The sequence below is a fragment of the Streptomyces sp. NPDC048496 genome, assembly GCF_043200055.1.
In the GTDB taxonomy this organism is placed as follows: domain Bacteria; phylum Actinomycetota; class Actinomycetes; order Streptomycetales; family Streptomycetaceae; genus Streptomyces.
Genome location: NZ_JBICXB010000002.1, coordinates 266,208 through 284,295 on the forward strand (window position 1 = coordinate 266,208; position 18,088 = coordinate 284,295).

General features: G+C 70.4%; 12 protein-coding genes. All 12 read left to right on the plus strand.

Features of this window, described 5'->3' with window-relative positions; all coding sequences use genetic code 11:
- Positions 1-12: 12 nt before the first annotated feature.
- The 12 genes from mrdA (at position 13) to obgE (ending at position 17,892) form a co-directional block, all read left to right on the plus strand.
- Complete coding sequence (gene mrdA, locus ACGFSA_RS03445) at positions 13-2,187, plus strand: penicillin-binding protein 2 (RefSeq protein ID WP_393299004.1); 2,175 nt, start codon at positions 13-15, stop codon at positions 2,185-2,187.
- Entirely contained in the window at positions 2,187-3,377 is a 1,191-nt protein-coding gene (gene rodA, locus ACGFSA_RS03450) for a rod shape-determining protein RodA (RefSeq protein WP_393299007.1), read from the plus strand. The genes mrdA and rodA overlap by 1 nt, the downstream gene beginning before the upstream one ends.
- A gap of 60 nt (positions 3,378-3,437) precedes the next feature.
- Positions 3,438-4,964 carry a CHAD domain-containing protein gene (locus ACGFSA_RS03455; protein ID WP_393299010.1) on the plus strand — a complete coding sequence of 509 codons (1,527 nt, stop codon included), beginning with the start codon at positions 3,438-3,440 and terminating at the stop codon, positions 4,962-4,964.
- Positions 4,965-5,014: 50 nt separating this feature from the next.
- Positions 5,015-6,940 carry a TIGR03960 family B12-binding radical SAM protein gene (locus ACGFSA_RS03460; protein ID WP_393299013.1) on the plus strand — a complete coding sequence of 642 codons (1,926 nt, stop codon included), beginning with the start codon at positions 5,015-5,017 and terminating at the stop codon, positions 6,938-6,940.
- A gap of 104 nt (positions 6,941-7,044) precedes the next feature.
- A complete protein-coding gene (locus tag ACGFSA_RS03465) occupies positions 7,045-8,274 on the plus strand; it encodes a hypothetical protein (protein WP_393299016.1) in 1,230 nt (409 codons plus the stop codon).
- A gap of 123 nt (positions 8,275-8,397) precedes the next feature.
- Positions 8,398-9,180 (plus strand): TIGR03936 family radical SAM-associated protein, encoded by a 783-nt coding sequence (locus ACGFSA_RS03470; RefSeq protein ID WP_393299019.1) that lies wholly within the window; start codon positions 8,398-8,400, stop codon positions 9,178-9,180.
- 232 nt (positions 9,181-9,412) lie between these two features.
- Positions 9,413-13,456, plus strand: coding sequence for an Rne/Rng family ribonuclease (locus ACGFSA_RS03475; protein WP_393299022.1), 4,044 nt, complete (start codon positions 9,413-9,415; stop codon positions 13,454-13,456).
- 264 nt (positions 13,457-13,720) lie between these two features.
- On the plus strand, positions 13,721-14,473 hold the full coding sequence (locus ACGFSA_RS03480; RefSeq protein ID WP_393299025.1) for a sugar phosphate nucleotidyltransferase: 753 nt from the start codon (positions 13,721-13,723) through the stop codon (positions 14,471-14,473).
- Positions 14,461-15,522, plus strand: a complete 1,062-nt coding sequence (locus tag ACGFSA_RS03485) for an iron-containing alcohol dehydrogenase family protein (protein WP_393299028.1) — start codon at positions 14,461-14,463, stop codon at positions 15,520-15,522. Before ACGFSA_RS03480 ends, ACGFSA_RS03485 begins: the two co-directional genes overlap by 13 nt.
- Positions 15,523-15,717: 195 nt before the next feature.
- Positions 15,718-16,038 (plus strand): 50S ribosomal protein L21, encoded by a 321-nt coding sequence (gene rplU, locus ACGFSA_RS03490; protein WP_030921216.1) that lies wholly within the window; start codon positions 15,718-15,720, stop codon positions 16,036-16,038.
- A gap of 14 nt (positions 16,039-16,052) precedes the next feature.
- The gene (gene rpmA, locus ACGFSA_RS03495; protein WP_028813462.1) at positions 16,053-16,310 is read left to right on the plus strand and encodes a 50S ribosomal protein L27; all 258 of its coding nucleotides are present in this window, start codon (positions 16,053-16,055) and stop codon (positions 16,308-16,310) included.
- A gap of 142 nt (positions 16,311-16,452) precedes the next feature.
- A complete protein-coding gene (gene obgE / locus ACGFSA_RS03500; RefSeq protein ID WP_393299033.1) occupies positions 16,453-17,892 on the plus strand; it encodes a GTPase ObgE in 1,440 nt (479 codons plus the stop codon).
- Positions 17,893-18,088: the final 196 nt, after the last annotated feature.

Consider the following 18,088-nt stretch of genomic DNA (forward strand, 5'->3'; position numbering starts at 1 on the left):
CGGGGGCGCCCCGTGAGCAACATTCCGGAGACGGGCCGGACCCAGCGGGTCCAGATCAGGCTCATCGTCATCCAAGTCCTCGTCTTCTCCCTGCTGCTGACACTCGGCGGCCGCCTCTGGTACCTCCAGATCCGCAACGGCCGGGAATACACCGACGAGGCGAGGAGCAACCACGTCCAGCAGGTCGTCCAGCCCGCCGTCCGCGGCTCCATCCTCGACGCCCGCGGCGTGCCCCTCGCCGACAACGAGACCCGTCTCGTGGTCTCCGCCAGCCGCACCGAGCTGCTGAAGATGGACGACGACGGCAAGGGCGTTCTGACCCGGCTCGCCGATGTGCTCGACATGAAGCCGAAGGACGTCCTCGACAAGGTCCGGCTCTGCGACGCGAAGACCCCGCAGCCCTGCTGGAACGGCTCGCCGTACCAGCCGATCCCGGTCACCGACGAGGCCACCACCCAGCAGGCCCTGACGATCCGCGAACGCGCCGAGGACTTCCCCGGCATCACCGCCGAACCCACCGCCGTACGCCGCTACGCCTCGCCCGGCAAGGCCAACACCGCCCAGGTCCTCGGCTACCTCTCGCCCGTCACCGACGAAGAGATCACCAAGGCCCAGCACACCGACTCGCCGTACCTCCGCTCCGACCAGGTCGGCCGCTCCGGCCTGGAGCGCACGTACGACAAGGAGTTGCGCGGCAAGGCCGGTGTCACCCGCTACGAGGTCGACAACCTCGGCCGGGTCATCGGCCAGGCGAAGAACGACAAGGCGGAGCCCGGATCGAGCGTCGTCACCTCCATCGACGCCCGGGTCCAGGCCGTCGCGGAGTACGAGCTCAACGAGGCCATGAAGACGGCCCGTAAGTCCTTCGACAAGAACACCGACCAGAACTACAAGGCCGACGCGGGCGCCGTCGTCGTCATGGAGGCCAAGACCGGCCGCGTCGTCGCGATGGCCTCCAACCCCGACTACGACCCCAACGCCTGGGTCGGCGGCATCTCGGGCAAGGACTACGCCCGGATGACCAGCAAGAAGTCCAACTATCCGCTGCTCAACCGGGCCATCCAGGGCCAGGCCGCACCGGGCTCGATCTTCAAGGTCGTCTCGACCGCGGCCTCCGTCAATGCGGGCTACCCGTTCGACGGCCGCTACACCTGCGGCAGCTCGTACAGCGCCGACGGCCAGGTCTACAAGAACTTCGAATCGCAGAGCCACGGCGCGATCACCCTGGGCCAGGCGCTCGAGGTCTCCTGCGACACCGTCTTCTACGCCCTCGGCCACCAGCAGTGGCAGAAGGACGGCGGGCTGAAGCCCAAGAAGAACGCCAAGGACTGGTTCTTCAAGACCGCCCACCAGTTCGGCCTCGGCAAGGAGACCGGCATCGACCTCCCCAACGAGGTCACCGGCCGGATCCCCGACCGCCAGTGGAAGAAGAACTTCTGGAAGGCCAACAAGGACACCTGGTGCGAACAGGGCAAGAAATGGCCCAAGCAGAAGGACTTCGTCACCGTGCTCGCCCACGAGAACTGCCTCGAGGGCATGAAGCTGCACGCCTATGACGCGATCAACTACTCCATCGGCCAGGGCGACACCCTCGTCACCCCGATCCAGATGGCGACCATCTACGCCGCGATCAGCAACGGCGGCACGCTCTACGACCCGACCGTCGGCAAGGCGATCGTCAGCCCCGACGGCAAGAACGTCCGCATGATCGAGCCCCATTCGCACGGCAAGCTGCCGGCCAGCGCCAAGACCCTGAAACAGATGGAGGGGGCGCTGGCGGGCGTCGCGACCCGCGGTACCGCCGCCTGGCGATTCGGCGGCTGGCCGCAGGACAAGATCCCGATGCACGCCAAGACGGGCACGGCCGAGGTCTACGGCAAGCAGACGACCTCCTGGTTCGCCACGTACACCAAGGACTACTCGGTCGTCATGACGATTTCCCAGGGTGGTACGGGCTCAGGCGCCTCCGGGCCCGCCGTCCGCAACATCTACGACGCGCTCTACGGGCTCGACGACTCCGGCAAGCAGGACCTCAAGAAGGCGCTGCTGCCCACCCCGCAGAAGGCCCTGCCCAAGATCCAGCACGACGGCACGATCGACGCCCCGACGATCAAGCCCTACGACCCGAACTCGCAGAAGACCCCGGAGGAGCAGACACTCGCCGCGGTGCTCGGGAGGCGCGACTGATGGCCGGCTTCTCCGTCTCCCGGTACGCCCCCGACCGCGGCGTCTGGGGCAGACTCACCGCCCGCGACTCCGTCGTGCGCCGGCTCGACTGGCCGATGCTCGGCTCCGCGGTCGCGCTCTCCTTCATCGGCGCGGCCCTGATCTACTCGGCGACCCGCGGCCGGGACTCCCTCAACCACGGCGACCCGTACTACTTCCTGCTGCGGCACGCCCTCAACACCGGCATCGGCTTCGCCCTGATGGTCGGCACGATCTGGCTCGGCCACCGCACCCTGCGTGGCGCCGTCCCGATCCTCTACGGCCTCTCGGTACTCCTGGTCCTCGCGGTCCTCACCCCGCTCGGCGCCACCGTCAACGGAGCCCACGCCTGGATCATCATCGGCGGCGGCTTCTCCCTGCAGCCGTCCGAGTTCACCAAGATCACCATCATCCTGGTGATGGCGATGATCCTCGCCGCCCGCGTCGACGCGGGCGACCAGCTGCACCCCGACCACCGGACCGTCGCCAAGGCACTCGGTCTCGCGCTCGTCCCGATGGTGATCGTCATGGGGATGCCGGACCTCGGCTCCGTGATGGTCATGGTCGTCATCGTGCTCGGCGTGCTCCTGGCCTCCGGCGCGTCGAACCGCTGGGTCTTCGGACTCCTCGGCGCCGGCGCGGCCGGAGCCGTCGCCGTCTGGCAGCTCGGTCTGCTCGACGACTACCAGATCGCCCGTTTCGCCGCCTTTGCCAACCCGGCGCTCGACCCGGCGGGCGTCGGCTACAACACCAACCAGGCCCGCATCGCCATCGGCTCCGGCGGACTCACCGGCACCGGCCTCTTCCACGGCACCCAGACCACCGGCCAGTTCGTTCCCGAGCAGCAGACCGACTTCGTCTTCACCGTCGCGGGCGAGGAACTCGGCTTCCTCGGCGCAGGACTGATCCTCGTCCTCCTCGGCGTCGTCCTGTGGCGCGCCTGCCGGATCGCCCGCGAGACCACCGAGCTGTACGGCACGATCGTCGCTGCCGGAATCATCGCCTGGTTCGCCTTCCAGGCGTTCGAGAACATCGGGATGACGCTCGGCATCATGCCGGTCGCCGGACTCCCGCTGCCGTTCGTGTCGTACGGAGGGTCATCGATGTTCGCCGTCTGGGTGGCCATCGGACTGCTCCAGTCGATTCGGGTGCAGCGGCCGATGTCGGCGTGAGCAGGTGAGGATCCGCCCGGCCCCCTGCCGGGCGGGCGCAAACGCGTCTAGATTCATTGCATGGCGGACTCGAAGCGTGAAATCGAGCGAAAGTACGAAGCTACCGTCGATACCCGGCTTCCCGATCTGACCCGGGTGGCCGGCGTCGCGGCCGTGGACCACCGCGGCGTCACGGAGCTGGACGCCGTCTACTACGACACCGAGGACCACCGGCTCGCGGCCGACGCACTCACCCTGCGCCGCCGCACCGGCGGCGCCGACGCCGGCTGGCACCTCAAATTCCCGGTCGCCTCCGGGATCCGCGACGAGATCCAGGCCCCGCTCTCCGACACCCTTCCGAACAGCCTCGCAGGGCTGCTGCGCTCCCGGGTCCGCGAGACGGAGCTCGTCCCCGTCGTCCGGCTGCTCTCCAGCCGGGACGTCCACCACCTGCTCGACGCCGACGGCACGCTGCTCGCCGAACTCAGCGTCGACGAGGTCCGGGCCGAGCGGCTCACGGGCGGCAGCGGCACCGCCGCCTGGACCGAGATCGAGGTCGAACTCGCCGATGACCAGGACCCCGCCTTCCTCGACGCCGTCGAACGCCGGCTGCGCAAGGGCGGCGTACGCCCCTCCGCATCGTCGTCCAAACTGGCCAGGGCCCTCGACGAGACAGCCCCGAAGCGGGAGCAGCGCCCGAAGAGGGACGGCAAGCCGCGGACCCGGACGGCGGGCGACCACGTCCTGGCGTACGCACGCGACCAGATCACGGCGATCGTCGCCCTCGACCCCGCCGTACGCCGCGACCTGCCCGACTCCGTGCACCAGATGCGGGTCGCCACACGCAGGCTGCGCAGCGCCTTCAGGACGTACCGGAAGATCCTGGACCGGACGGTCACCGATCCGATCGGTGACGAGCTGCAGTGGCTGGCCGCGGAGCTCGGCGTCGACCGGGACCAGGAGGTCCTCGACGAACGGCTCAGCACCCGGATCGCGGACCTGCCCCGCACCCTCGTCCTCGGACCCGTCCGCAGCCGCCTGCGCATCTGGTCCACCGCCCGCCGCTCAGGTTCCCGGCGCCGGACCGTCGGCGTACTCGACGGGAAGCGGTATCTGGCGCTTCTCGACACACTCGACGCGTTCCTCGCCGACCCGCCGCTGCTGCCCGCCGCGGACCGCGGCCCGCGGGACGCCCTGCCGAACGCCGTCCTGAAGGACTACGCGCGCCTGGCCACCCGGATCGGCCACGCCTTGGACCTCCCCGCGGGCCAGAGCCGGGACGTGGCGATGCACGAGGCCCGCAAGGCAGCCAAGCGGGCCAGGTACGCGGGGGAGGCGGCCATCCCCGCGCTGGACAGGCCCGCCGAGAAATTCGCCAAGCGGATGAAGGCCGTGCAGACCGTGCTCGGCGACCACCAGGACAGCGTCGTCGCCCGCGAAGCCCTGCGCACCGTGGCCGCCCAGGCGCACGCGGCGGGGGAGTCCACCTTCACCTGGGGTCTGCTGTACGGGCGAGAGGAGGCGGCCGCGGCCGCCCTCGAACGGGAACTGCCCGGGGTGTGGGAGCGGGCCTCCCGGCCGAGATTGCGGTCGGAGCCGACAAGCTGAGCGCCGGGGTACGCTGGATGGTCACCTCTGCCGGCTCTCGAAAGTTCGCGATGTCTGTCGATTCGGTCTTCCCACAGCTCGAAGCTCTGCTCCCGCATGTGCAGAAGCCCATCCAGTACGTCGGCGGTGAGCTCAACTCCACCGTCAAGCCGTGGGACGAATGCGACGTCCGCTGGGCGCTCATGTACCCGGACGCGTACGAGGTCGGGCTGCCCAACCAGGGCGTCATGATCCTGTACGAGGTGCTCAACGAGCGCCAGGGCGTCATGGCCGAGCGCACGTACAGCGTGTGGCCGGACCTCGAAGAGCTGATGCGCGAGCACAAGGTGCCGCAGTTCACCGTGGACAGCCATCGCCCGGTGAAGGCGTTCGACGTCTTCGGGCTGAGCTTCTCCACCGAGCTCGGCTACACCAACATGCTCACCGCCCTCGACCTCGCAGGCATCCCGCTGGATGCCAAGGACCGCGGTCTCGACGACCCGATCGTCCTCGCCGGTGGCCACGCCGCGTTCAACCCCGAGCCGATCGCGGAGTTCATCGACTGCGCGGTCATCGGCGACGGCGAGCAGGCGGTCCTGGAGATCACCGAGATCATCCGCGCCTGGAAGGCCGAAGGCCGGCCCGGCGGGCGCGAGGAGGTACTGTTCCGCCTCGCGCGGACCGGTGGCGTCTACGTCCCGCGGTTCTACGACGTCGAGTACCTTCCGGACGGCCGTATCGGCCGCGTCGTGCCGAACAAGTCGGGCGTGCCGTGGCGCGTGTCCAAGCACACCGTCATGGACCTCGACGAGTGGCCGTACCCGAAGCAGCCCCTCGTCCCCCTCGCCGAGACCGTCCATGAGCGGATGTCCGTCGAGATCTTCCGCGGCTGCACCCGCGGCTGCCGTTTCTGCCAGGCCGGCATGATCACGCGCCCCGTGCGGGAGCGAAGCATCACCGGCATCGGCGACATGGTCGAGAAGGGTCTCAAGGCGACCGGCTTCGAAGAGGTCGGCCTGCTCTCGCTCTCCTCCGCGGACCACAGTGAGATCGGCGACATCGCCAAGGGGCTCGCGGACCGGTACACCGAGGACAAGATCGGCCTCTCACTGCCCTCCACCCGCGTCGACGCGTTCAACGTCGACCTGGCCAACGAGCTGACCCGCAACGGCCGCCGTTCAGGTCTCACGTTCGCCCCGGAGGGCGGCTCCGAGCGCATGCGCAAGGTCATCAACAAGATGGTCTCGGAGGAGGACCTCATCCGGACGGTTGCCACCGCGTACGGCAACGGCTGGCGCCAGGTGAAGCTGTACTTCATGTGCGGCCTGCCCACCGAGACCGACGAGGACGTCCTCCAGATCGGCGACATGGCGGTCAATGTGATCGCCAAGGGCCGCGAGGTCTCCGGTCAGAACGACATCCGCTGCACCGTCTCCATCGGCGGCTTCGTACCCAAGCCGCACACCCCGTTCCAGTGGGCCCCGCAGCTGAGCGCCGAGGAGACCGACGCCCGGCTGGAGAAGCTGCGCGACAAGATCCGCGGCGACAAGAAGTACGGCCGCTCGATCGGCTTCCGCTACCACGACGGCAAGCCCGGCATCGTCGAGGGCCTGCTCTCGCGCGGCGACCGCCGCGTCGGCTCGGTCATCCGCGCCGTCTACGAGTCCGGCGGCCGCTTCGACGGCTGGCGCGAGCACTTCTCGTACGACCGCTGGATGGCGTCCGCCGAGAAGACGCTTCCCGAATTCGGCGTGGACGTCGACTGGTACACCACTCGCGAGCGGACGTACGAGGAGGTCCTGCCCTGGGACCACCTGGACTCCGGTCTCGACAAGGACTGGCTCTGGGAGGACTGGCAGGACTCGCTCGACGAGACCGAGGTCGAGGACTGCCGCTGGACCCCGTGCTTCGACTGCGGCGTGTGCCCTCAGCTCGGCCTGGACATTCAGATCGGTCCGACCGGCAAGAAGCTGCTTCCACTCACGGTCGTCAAGTAACACCGGACATCACGTCACACAGGACGTCACCGTTCGGGTGACAGCTCGATGACGAAGGCCCGGCCCGGGAAACCCTGGGCCGGGCCTTTCGCGTCCTGTCTCCCATGGACCAGGAGAAGCAGCCCCGCGTGCACGGCAGGCATCAGGCACCCGCGCACTACGAAACCGGCGACGGCTGCCTGACCACGCTCATCAGGATTCCGGTACGGATCGTGGTGCTTGTGATCGTCCTGCCCGTACGCATGGTCTGGGACGTACTCGTCGCCACCGCACGCGCCGCCGACCGGGTCCTGCTGCGGCCCCTGGGGCGGGCGATGTCCTGGCTTGGCCGTGTGCTCGTGGTGATCCCGTCGGTCTGGCTGTACGAGTCGGTCCTCACCCCGCTCGGGCACGGGCTGCGGTGGCTGGCCGACGTGGTCGGGCAGGGGCTGCTGTGGCTGGGCGCGGCCGTCTTCGTGTGGCCGTGGGTGGCGCTGTGGCGGTATGTGTTCGTGCCCGTGGTCCGGTACGGGATCGTGGCGCCGATGGTCTGGCTGTACAAGTGGGTGCTCACCCCGGTCGGGCACGGGCTGCGGTGGGTGTATCGCATGGTGCTCGCCCCCGCCGGGCGGGGCCTCGCCACCGGCATCGGCTGGGTGCTCACCGCTGTCTTCGTGTGGCCGGTGGTCGGGGTGTGGCGCTACCTCCTGGTGCCGCTCGCGACCGCCGTCACCTGGCTGGTGGAGCACCTGGTCGTGGCGCCGCTGGCGTGGACGTACCGGGCGCTGCTCACCCCGCTCGGCCGCGGCATCGCCTGGCTGGCCGACGTGGTGGCGAGCGGCGTCGTCGCAGCCGCGCGGGGGCTGGTGGCGGCCGTCGCCTGGCTGGTCAGGACGCTGCTCGTCGCCCCCGTCGCCTGGCTGTACCGGCGGGTCCTCGCCCCGGTCGGCCGCGAGATCGCCGCCGCGATCGGCGTCGCCTGGCGTATCGCCGGCTACCTCTCGCGGGCCGTCGGCCGCGGCCTTGCCTGGCTGGCGTGGCATCTCATCGGCGCCCCGGCGACCTGGGTGTACCGCACGGTGTGCACCCCGGTCGGCCATGTCGTGCGCGACGCGGTCTGGGCCCCCGCCAAGCGCGCCGCGGTCGAGGCGGGGCGTGCGGCCCGCAGTGCGCTGCGCACCGCACGCGAGACCGTGCGGCAGGCCCGCCGCGACGCATGGCGCGCACTGGTCGGAGGGGGCCCGGTCCCTGAGCCCCGGGAACCGGTGGGCCGCCTTGCGCGTACTCTGGGTAGTACAACGACTGTGCCCAGCGCGGCGCCCGAACCCGAGATCTCCCTGCGCAAGCAGGGGTGAGCCGGACCGGACACCCCCGGGCCACCCGTATTTCGAGGGCGGCGTGCCACCGCGTCCGCTCCGCACCGAGGAGAAGAACCACTGGGCAAGCGACAGCCCGAAGGCCCGCCGCCCGCACCGGCAGTGCAGCGCATCCGACTGCGCTACACCAAGCGCGGCCGCCTCCGGTTCACCAGCCACCGCGACTTCCAGCGCGCTTTCGAGCGGGCGCTGCGGCGCGCCGAGGTGCCCATGGCCTACTCGGCGGGCTTCACCCCGCACCCCAAGGTTTCGTACGCCAATGCCGCACCCACCGGCACGGGCAGCGAGGCCGAGTTCCTGGAGATCGCCCTCACCGAGCCGCGGGACCCCGACACGTTGCGCGCACTGCTCGACGCGTCGCTCCCGGACGGACTCGACATCACCGACGCGGTGGAGGCCCGCACCTCGGGTCTCGCCGACCGGCTGACCGCCTCCGTGTGGGAGATGCGGCTCGACGGGGTCCCCTTCGAGGACGCCGAGAAGGCCGTTGCCGGATTCCTCGGCGCCGAGACCGTCGAGGTTCAGCGCCGTACGAAGAACGGCATGCGGACCTTCGACGCCCGCGCGGCCGTCGCTGGTCTCGAGGCCGTCGATCCCGGCGCTGATAGGCCGGGGGACAAGCCCTGTGCGATACTGCGGCTGGTTGTTCGGCACGTGACACCTGCCGTGCGACCTGACGACGTCCTGTCCGGTCTCCGCGTTGTGGCCGACCTGGCGCCGCCGGTCCCCGCAGCGGTGACCAGGCTGGCGCAGGGGCTCTTCGACGAGGGGTCCGGCACGGTGACCGACCCGCTCGCGCCCGACCGCGAGGCAGCCCCGGCCGTGCTACCCACGGCCACCGGGACCGCTGTCGCGACGGCGCCGGAAGGTGCAGGTTCCGCGTAAGGCGGTCGTTGTAGCGCAGCCCTCGGGCTCGGGAGCCACCTGGGCCGGGCCGCGCGCTGACCCATAAGACTTTCGCCAGGCCGTACGTACATCGCGGACGGAACCGGCGAGCCAGACATTCAGCTCCCGTGCGGCGCCCGCGCCCCGGACGGCGGTACCGCGTTTTGTATGCGGACCGTGTCGGACCGGAATCAGGCGCGGCGCCCGGGAGCGCGACGGGAGAACCGCCCGCATGCTCGAACCGATCGAACCCGGTACGACCGGGAACGCCGAAGAGAACAACACCCCCGGCGACAAGCTGCCGCCGCGCCGTAGGCGCCGTGCAGCGTCCCGCCCGGCAGGCCCGCCGTCGGCGGGTGCCACGGGCGCGGAAGCCGCCGAGGCAGTCGCGCCGGCCATACCGGCCGCTGACGCCGAAGCGTCCGACACCGCTGCCGCCGAGGCGGAGGCCGCGCCGCCGGCGCGTACCCGCCGCCGCGCGGTCCGCAAGGCGACCGCCCCCGCGGGCGCCCCGCAGGCCGCCGAGGTCGTCGAGCCCGTCGAGGCCGTCGAGGTGGAGAAGCCTGCCGAAGCCGCTGTTCCCGCCGAGACCGCCGAGGCGCCCCGTGCGCGTCGTCGGGTGACCCGCAAGGCAACCGCTCCCGCGGGTGCACCGAAGGCCGAGGAAGCCCCCGAGGCTGCTGTGCCCGCTGAGGCCGCAGAACCCACTGAGGCCGCTCCGGCGCCGCGTGCGCGTCGCCGCGCGACGCGCAAGGCCACTGCTCCGGCCGGTGCCCCGCAGGCCGCTGAGGTCGTCGAGGCGGCGCCGGTCGTCGAGACCGCCGCGCCCGCCGCCGAGCCCGTCGAGACCGCCGCCCCGCGTGGCCGTACCCGCCGCCGGGCGTCCGCTCCGGCGGGTGCCCCGCAGCCCGTGTCGGGCGACACCACGAGCGCCGAGATCGTCGAGCCCGTGGCGGCGGAGGCCGTACAGGTCACCGAGACCCCAGAGACCGCAGAGGTTGCCGAGCCGGCTGCCCCGCGCGGCCGTCGTCGGGCCTCCCGCAAGGCCACCTCGCCCGCGGGTGCCCCGCAGGCCGCCGAGATCGTCGAGCCCGTCGCACCGGTGGAGGCCGTGGTCGAGACCGAGGCCGCCGAGGAGCCGGTCGCCGAGCCGGAGGAGGAGCCCGAGGCCGCCGCGCCGCGTGGCCGTCAGCGCCGCCGGGCCACCGCCCCCGCAGGCCGGCCGGAGTTCACCGGCAAGGTCGAGGAGCCCGCTCGCAAGAGCCGTCGGGCGACGCGTCCCGCCGTGGCCGTCTTCCAGGCGCCGGTCTTCGCCGAGCCGATGTTCCAGACCCCGGAGACCGCCGCTGCCGCCGCCGCGGCCGCCGGTCGCGCCTCGCACTACGACGAGGCCGAGGAAGAGATCGAGACGGCCGAGGAGACCCCGTCGGCCGAAGAGGCGGCTCCGGCCGCCGAGGCCGCACCGCAGGGCGGTTCCCGGCGCCGTCGCCGCCGTCGTGGCGAGGCCGTCGAGGCCGAGCCGGTCGCCGACCGGGCGGCCGCCCCTGCCGCCCCGGTGGAGGAGCACGCCGAGGACGAGTTCGAGGCGGAGGCCGAGGGCGAAGCCGAGCACGAGGGCGACGAGTCGGACGAGTACGGGGACCGTCCTTCGCGCCGTCGCCGTCGCGGTGGCCGTCGCCGTCGCCGCGGTGAGTCGACCGAGGCGGAGGAAGCCGCGGAGCAGCACGCCGCCGACACGTCCGAGGACGAGGACGAGCGCGCCCACGAGGCCGACGAGGAGGAGGAAGAGGAAGAGGACCACGAGCCGTCCGCTTCCGGCTCCAGCAGCAGCCGTCGTCGGCGTCGTCGCCGTCGTCGCAGCGGTGACGCCTCGCCCGAGGCCGAAGCCGGTACGGACGACCCGGAGCGTACGGTCGTCAAGGTCCGCGAGCCGCGGGAACGGCGTGCGAAGGAAGCGGCCGAGCGCGAGCCCGGCACCGGCTTCGACGAGGTCCAGTCCATCAAGGGCTCGACCCGTATGGAGGCGAAGAAGCAGCGTCGCCGCGAGGGCCGTGAGCAGGGCCGCCGTCGCGTCCCGATCATCACCGAGGCGGAGTTCCTGGCCCGCCGTGAGGCCGTCGATCGCGTGATGGTCGTCCGCCAGAACGGCGACCGCACCCAGATCGGTGTCCTCGAGGACAACGTGCTCGTCGAGCACTACGTCAACAAGGAGCAGGCCACCAGCTACGTCGGCAACGTCTACCTGGGCAAGGTGCAGAACGTACTGCCGTCCATGGAGGCCGCCTTCGTCGACATCGGCAAGGGGCGCAACGCCGTCCTGTACGCCGGTGAGGTCAACTTCGAGGCGCTCGGCATGGCCCACGGGCCGCGCCGGATCGAGACCGCGCTGAAGTCCGGCCAGTCCGTCCTCGTCCAGGTGACGAAGGACCCGATCGGCCACAAGGGTGCCCGCCTGACCAGTCAGGTCTCGCTGCCCGGCCGCTACCTGGTCTATGTGCCCGAGGGCTCCATGACCGGCATCAGCCGCAAGCTGCCCGACACCGAGCGCGCCCGGCTGAAGACCATCCTCAAGAAGATCGTCCCCGAGGACGCGGGCGTCATCGTCCGTACCGCGGCCGAGGGCGCGAGCGAGGACGAGCTGCGCCGTGATGTCGAGCGGCTGCAGCAGCAGTGGGAGGACATCCAGAAGAAGTCGAAGAGCAACGGCAGCGCCAACGCGCCGACGCTGCTCTACGGCGAGCCGGACATGACCGTCAGGGTCGTCCGCGACATCTTCAACGAGGACTTCTCGAAGGTCATCGTCAGCGGTGACGACGCGTGGCAGACCATCCACGGTTACGTCGCGCACGTCGCCCCCGACCTGACGGACCGGTTGTCGAGGTGGACCTCCGAGGTCGACATCTTCGCGACGTACCGGATCGACGAGCAGCTGATGAAGGCGCTGGACCGGAAGGTCTGGCTGCCCAGCGGCGGTTCGCTGGTGATCGACAAGACCGAGGCGATGGTCGTCGTCGACGTCAACACCGGCAAGTTCACCGGTCAGGGCGGCAACCTCGAGGAGACCGTCACCAGGAACAACCTGGAGGCGGCCGAGGAGATCGTGCGTCAGCTGCGGCTGCGCGACCTCGGTGGCATCGTCGTCATCGACTTCATCGACATGGTCCTGGAGTCCAACCGCGACCTGGTGCTGCGACGCCTGCTGGAGTGCCTGGGACGCGACCGTACGAAGCACCAGGTCGCCGAGGTCACCTCGCTGGGCCTGGTCCAGATGACCCGCAAGCGGGTGGGCCAGGGGCTGCTGGAGTCGTTCTCCGAAACCTGCGTCCACTGCAATGGGCGCGGCGTGATCGTGCACATGGAGCAGCCGAGCTCGATCGGTGGCGGCGGCAACGGCAAGCGGGCCAAGAAGCGCGGCCGCGGTGGTGCCGGTGAGCAGCCCGAGGCTCTCGTCGAGCACGAGCACGAGTACGTAGAGGCCGAGGTGGAGTCCGAGGCCGAGGTGGCTGCGGAGGTCGCAGCCCCGCTGGCGCTCCCCGAGCCGGAGTTCGTACCGGACGAGGAGCTGTACAGCAGCCCGGCCGAGGCCGAGGCGGCTGCCTCGCGTGGCCGTGGCCGCCGGCGTGCGACCCGTAAGGCATCGGCCCCGGCCGGCGCCCCGAAGTCCGCACCCGCGCCCGCTCCGGTCGTGGAGCCGGAGCCGGTCGTCGAGCCCGAGCCGGTCGTCGAGCCCGAGCCGGTCGTCGAGGTCCCGGTGGCTGTCGAGGCCCCCGTGGCCGAGGCGCCGCAGGGCCGTACGCGCCGCCGGGCGACCCGTAAGGCCACTGCTCCGGTGGGATCGCCGGCCCCGGCCGAGCAGGTCGCGCCGGTCGAAGCGCCGCTGTCCATCGCGGACGTGGTGGCCGAGGCGCCGCAGCCGGAGGCCGCACCGGAGGAGGTGGCCGCTCCGGCCGCCCCGCCGCGTGCCCGTCGCCGGGTGACCCGCAAGGTCACCGCCCCTGCGGGCTCGCCCGCGGGTACGGACGGTGCGGAGGTTGTCGTGGTGACGGGCTCCACCGAGCCGAAGCCCGAGGCCGAACCGGCCCCGGCCGACGCCACCGCCGTTGCCCCGGAAGCCGCGGACACCGAAGCCCCGGCGAAGAAGACGGCCCGCAAGGCCGTCAAGAAGGCCACCGCCAAGAAGGCAGCCACCAAGAAGACGGCTGCCAAGAAGACCGTCGCGAAGAAGACGACGGCCAAGAAGGCGGCAGTGAAGAAGACGGCGGCGGCGGAGCAGTAGTCGCCGCAGCTTTCCGGAGGCCGGGCCTGGCGGGCCCGGCCTCCGCAGCAGCCGACGCACCCGGACCGGCCCCACCGGCCGGTCGGCGTGCGTCAGGCGCACCCGCCGCACCCGGCCCGGTCCTCCGAGACTGCGCGGATCCGGGCCCGGCCGGGGCGGCTTCGCTCAAGTGACCGAGGCAACTTTCCTCGGGCGTCGGTGGACGCGCCGCGACCGGACAACGAACTCGTAGAGCACGAGAACCAGGAAGCAAGGAGAACCTTCATGATCGGCCTGATACTCGCAGCCGGCGCGGGACGGCGTCTGCGCCCGTACACCGACACCCTCCCGAAGGCCCTGGTGCCGGTGGGCCCCGAGGGTGACGAGGAGAGCCTCACCGTCATCGACCTGACGTTGGGCAACTTCGCCGAGGTGGGGCTGACCGAGGTCGCGATCATCGTGGGTTACCGCAAGGAGGCCGTGTACGCCCGCAAGGCGGCTCTTGAGGCGAAGTACGGCGTCACGATCACGCTCATCGACAACGACAAGGCCGAGGAGTGGAACAACGCGTACTCCCTCTGGTGCGGCCGCGACTCGATCAAGCAGGGCGTGATCCTCGCCAACGGCGACACCGTGCACCCGGTCTCCGTCGAGAAGACGCTGCTGGCCGCCCGTGGTGACGGCAAGAAGATCATCCTTGCCCTCGACACGGTGAAGCAGCTCGCCGACGAGGAGATGAAGGTCGTCGTGGACGCCGAGAAGGGTGTCCAGCGGATCACCAAGCTGATGGACCCGGCGGACGCAACGGGCGAGTACATCGGTGTCACCCTGATCGAGGGCGACGCGGCCGACGAACTCGCGGACGCGCTGCGGACGACCTTCGAACGCGACCCGGACCTGTACTACGAGGACGGCTACCAGGAGCTCGTCAACCGCGGCTTCAAGGTCGACGTGGCTCCGATCGGCGACATCCAGTGGGTCGAGATCGACAACCACGAGGACCTCGCCAAGGGCAGGAAGATCGCGTGCCAGTACTGACCCGCCTCATACCGGCGCCGATCGTCGTCGATATCCGTGCGGGTGCCCTGGCCGACCTCGCGAACGTCCTCGCGGACCAGAGGATCTCCAGCTCGGGCAAGCTGGCGGTGGCGATCAGCGCAGGGTCCGGTCAGGCGCTGCGCGAGCGGCTGTCGCCGAGCCTGCCGAGCGCTTCCTGGTTCGAGGTGGGCGGCGGCTCCCTCGGGGACGCGGTCAGGCTCGCCGAGGCCATGAAGTCCGGGCGCTACGACGCCGTGGTCGGTCTCGGCGGCGGCAAGATCATCGACTGTGCGAAGTTCGCCGCGGCGCGCATCGGGCTGCCGCTGGTCGCGGTGGCGACGAACCTCTCCCACGACGGTCTCTGCTCGCCGGTCGCCACCCTGGACAACGACGCGGGCCGTGGCTCGTACGGTGTCCCGAACCCGATCGCGGTCCTGATCGACCTCGACATCATCCGCGAGGCCCCGGCTCGTTTCGTGCGCTCCGGGATCGGCGACGCGCTGTCCAACATCTCCGCGGTCGCGGACTGGGAACTGGCGCATCAGGTCAAGGGCGAGGACATCGACGGCCTCGCTGCCGCGATGGCCCGCCAGGCCGGTGAGGCGGTGCTGCGCCACCCCGGCGGCATCGGGGACGACAGCTTCCTGCAGGTGCTGGCCGAGGGGCTGGTGATGACCGGTATCTCGATGTCGGTCGCGGGCGACAGCCGTCCGGCTTCCGGCGCCTGCCACGAGATCAACCACGCCTTCGATCTCCTCTTCCCGCAGCGTGCCGCCAGCCACGGCGAGCAGTGCGGTCTGGGTGCGGCGTTCGCGATGCATCTGCGCGGTGCCCGCGAGGAGTCTGTACAGATGGCCCGGACGCTGCGGATCCACGGCCTGCCCGTGCTGGCCGAGGAGATCGGCTTCACCGCGGACGAGTTCGTCTCGGTGGTTGAATTCGCTCCCCGGACCAGACCCGGGCGCTACACGATCCTGGAGCACCTGAACCTGTCCGCAGACGGGATCCGGGATGCCTACGCCGAATACGTGAAGGCCGTCGGGGCCTGAACGAGAGGCCCGGTTTGACCGGCTGTCCAAGGCCCCGTAGCCTGGACCGTCGGCGTTTGTTCGCCACACCTCTGAGCACTGGCCTCCCGCTCGTACGGGAGAGGCCGCTCGTCCAATCCGGATCGTCACGGGTCTTCGGGCCCGTGTGAGCGGCTGGCATCAGGGGATTCCGTTCCGAGCGAGAGTGAGATCCGCGTGTACGCCATCGTGCGCAGCGGTGGCCGCCAGCACAAGGTTGCTGTCGGTGACATCGTTGAGGTTGACAAGATTTCCACTGCCCAGGTTGGCGACACGGTCGAGCTCTCGACCCTGCTCGTGGTCGACGGCGACGCCGTGACCAGCGACCCGTGGGTGCTGGCCGGGATCAAGGTCCAGGCCGAGGTCGTGGACCACCACAAGGGTGCGAAGATCGACATCCTTCGCTACAAGAACAAGACCGGCTACCGCCGTCGCCAGGGTCACCGCCAGCAGTACACGGCGATCAAGGTCACCGGTATCCCCGCGGCTGCGAAGTAAGGGACTGAGGAGAGATGGCACACAAGAAGGGCGCATCGTCCACCCGGAACGGGCGCGATTCCAACGCTCAGCGGCTCGGCGTCAAGCGCTTCGGCGGCCAGGCCGTCAACGCCGGTGAGATCCTGGTCCGCCAGCGCGGCACCCACTTCCACCCGGGCACGGGCGTTGGCCGTGGCGGCGACGACACGCTGTTCGCGCTCGCCGCTGGTGCGGTCGAGTTCGGCACCCACCGTGGCCGCAAGGTCGTGAACATCGTTCCGATCGCCGAGTAATTTCGGCGCTCGTCGAGCGGTTTCTGCGGAGGCGGACCTCACTTCCCGTATGGGAAGCGGGTCCGCCTTTCGTGTGTTTCTCCTAGGAGAGACAGCATGAGCTTGAAATATTTCTGCATGTATGTAACTGGAGGTTTCCACCATGACCACCTTCGTGGACCGCGTCGAGCTGCATGTCGCCGCGGGTAACGGAGGCCACGGCTGTGCCTCCGTTCACCGTGAGAAGTTCAAGCCGCTCGGCGGCCCGGACGGCGGCAACGGCGGCCGTGGCGGCGATGTGACCCTGGTCGTCGACCAGGACATCACCACGCTCCTCGACTATCACCACAGTCCGCACCGCAAGGCCACCAACGGCCAGCCCGGCGCGGGTGACAACCGCTCCGGCAAGGAGGGCCAGGACCTCGTCCTGCCCGTTCCCGACGGCACGGTCGTGCTCGACAGGAACGGCAACGTGCTGGCCGACCTGGTCGGTCAGGGCACCACGTTCGTGGCCGGCCAGGGCGGCCGCGGCGGCCTCGGCAACGCGGCACTCGCCTCCGCCCGTCGCAAGGCCCCCGGCTTCGCGCTGCTCGGCGAGCCGGGCGAGTCCCGGGACATCGTTCTGGAGCTCAAGACCGTCGCCGACGTGGCTCTGGTGGGCTACCCGAGCGCCGGCAAGTCCTCGCTGATCTCGGTTCTGTCCGCGGCCAAGCCGAAGATCGCCGACTACCCGTTCACCACGCTCGTCCCGAACCTGGGCGTGGTCACCGCGGGCAGCACCGTCTACACCATCGCCGACGTCCCGGGCCTGATCCCGGGCGCCAGCCAGGGCAAGGGCCTCGGTCTGGAGTTCCTGCGGCACGTCGAGCGCTGCGCGGTCCTCGTACACGTGCTGGACACGGCGACTCTGGAGTCCGACCGAGACCCGGTCTCCGACCTCGGCATGATCGAGGAGGAGCTGAAGCAGTACGGCGGTCTGGACGAGCGGCCCCGGATCGTCGTTCTCAACAAGATCGACATCCCGGACGGCCAGGACCTCGCCGACATGATCCGACCGGAACTGGAGGAGCGCGGCTACCGCGTCTTCGAGGTGTCCGCCGTCGCCCGTACCGGCCTCAAGGAGCTCTCCTACGCGCTCGCCGGTGTGATCGCCGAGGCGCGTGCCGCCAAGCCCGTGGAGGAGGCGACCCGCATCGTCATCCGCCCGAAGGCCGTGGACGACGCGGGCTTCACCGTCACGCTGGAGGAGGACGGCATCTACCGGGTGCGCGGCGAGAAGCCGGAGCGCTGGGTGCGCCAGACCGACTTCAACAATGACGAGGCCGTCGGCTATCTCGCGGACCGGCTCAACCGTCTCGGTGTCGAGGACGAGCTGATGAAGGCCGGTGCCCGTGCGGGCGACGGTGTGGCCATCGGTGCCGAGGACAACGCGGTCGTCTTCGACTGGGAGCCGACCATGGCGGCGGGCGCGGAGATGCTCGGCCGGCGTGGCGAGGACCACCGTCTCGAAGCCCCGCGTCCGGCTGCTCAGCGCCGTCGCGACCGCGAGACGGAGCGCGACGAGGTGGGCAAGGCGTACGAGGAGTTCGACCCGTTCGGATAGAAGACCCCCGGAGCCCGGAGCCCGGAGCCCGGAGCCCGGAGCCCCGTCCCGCTTCTGTACGTCCCCGATCCCGGCCCCTGACCCAGGTGGCCGGGATCGGCCGTTCCGACTGCTCCCGCAGGGGCTCGGCCTCCGGGTGGCTCATGCTGCTCACCGGGAAGATGTGACTGTATGATCGCCGTGCTTTACGGAAATA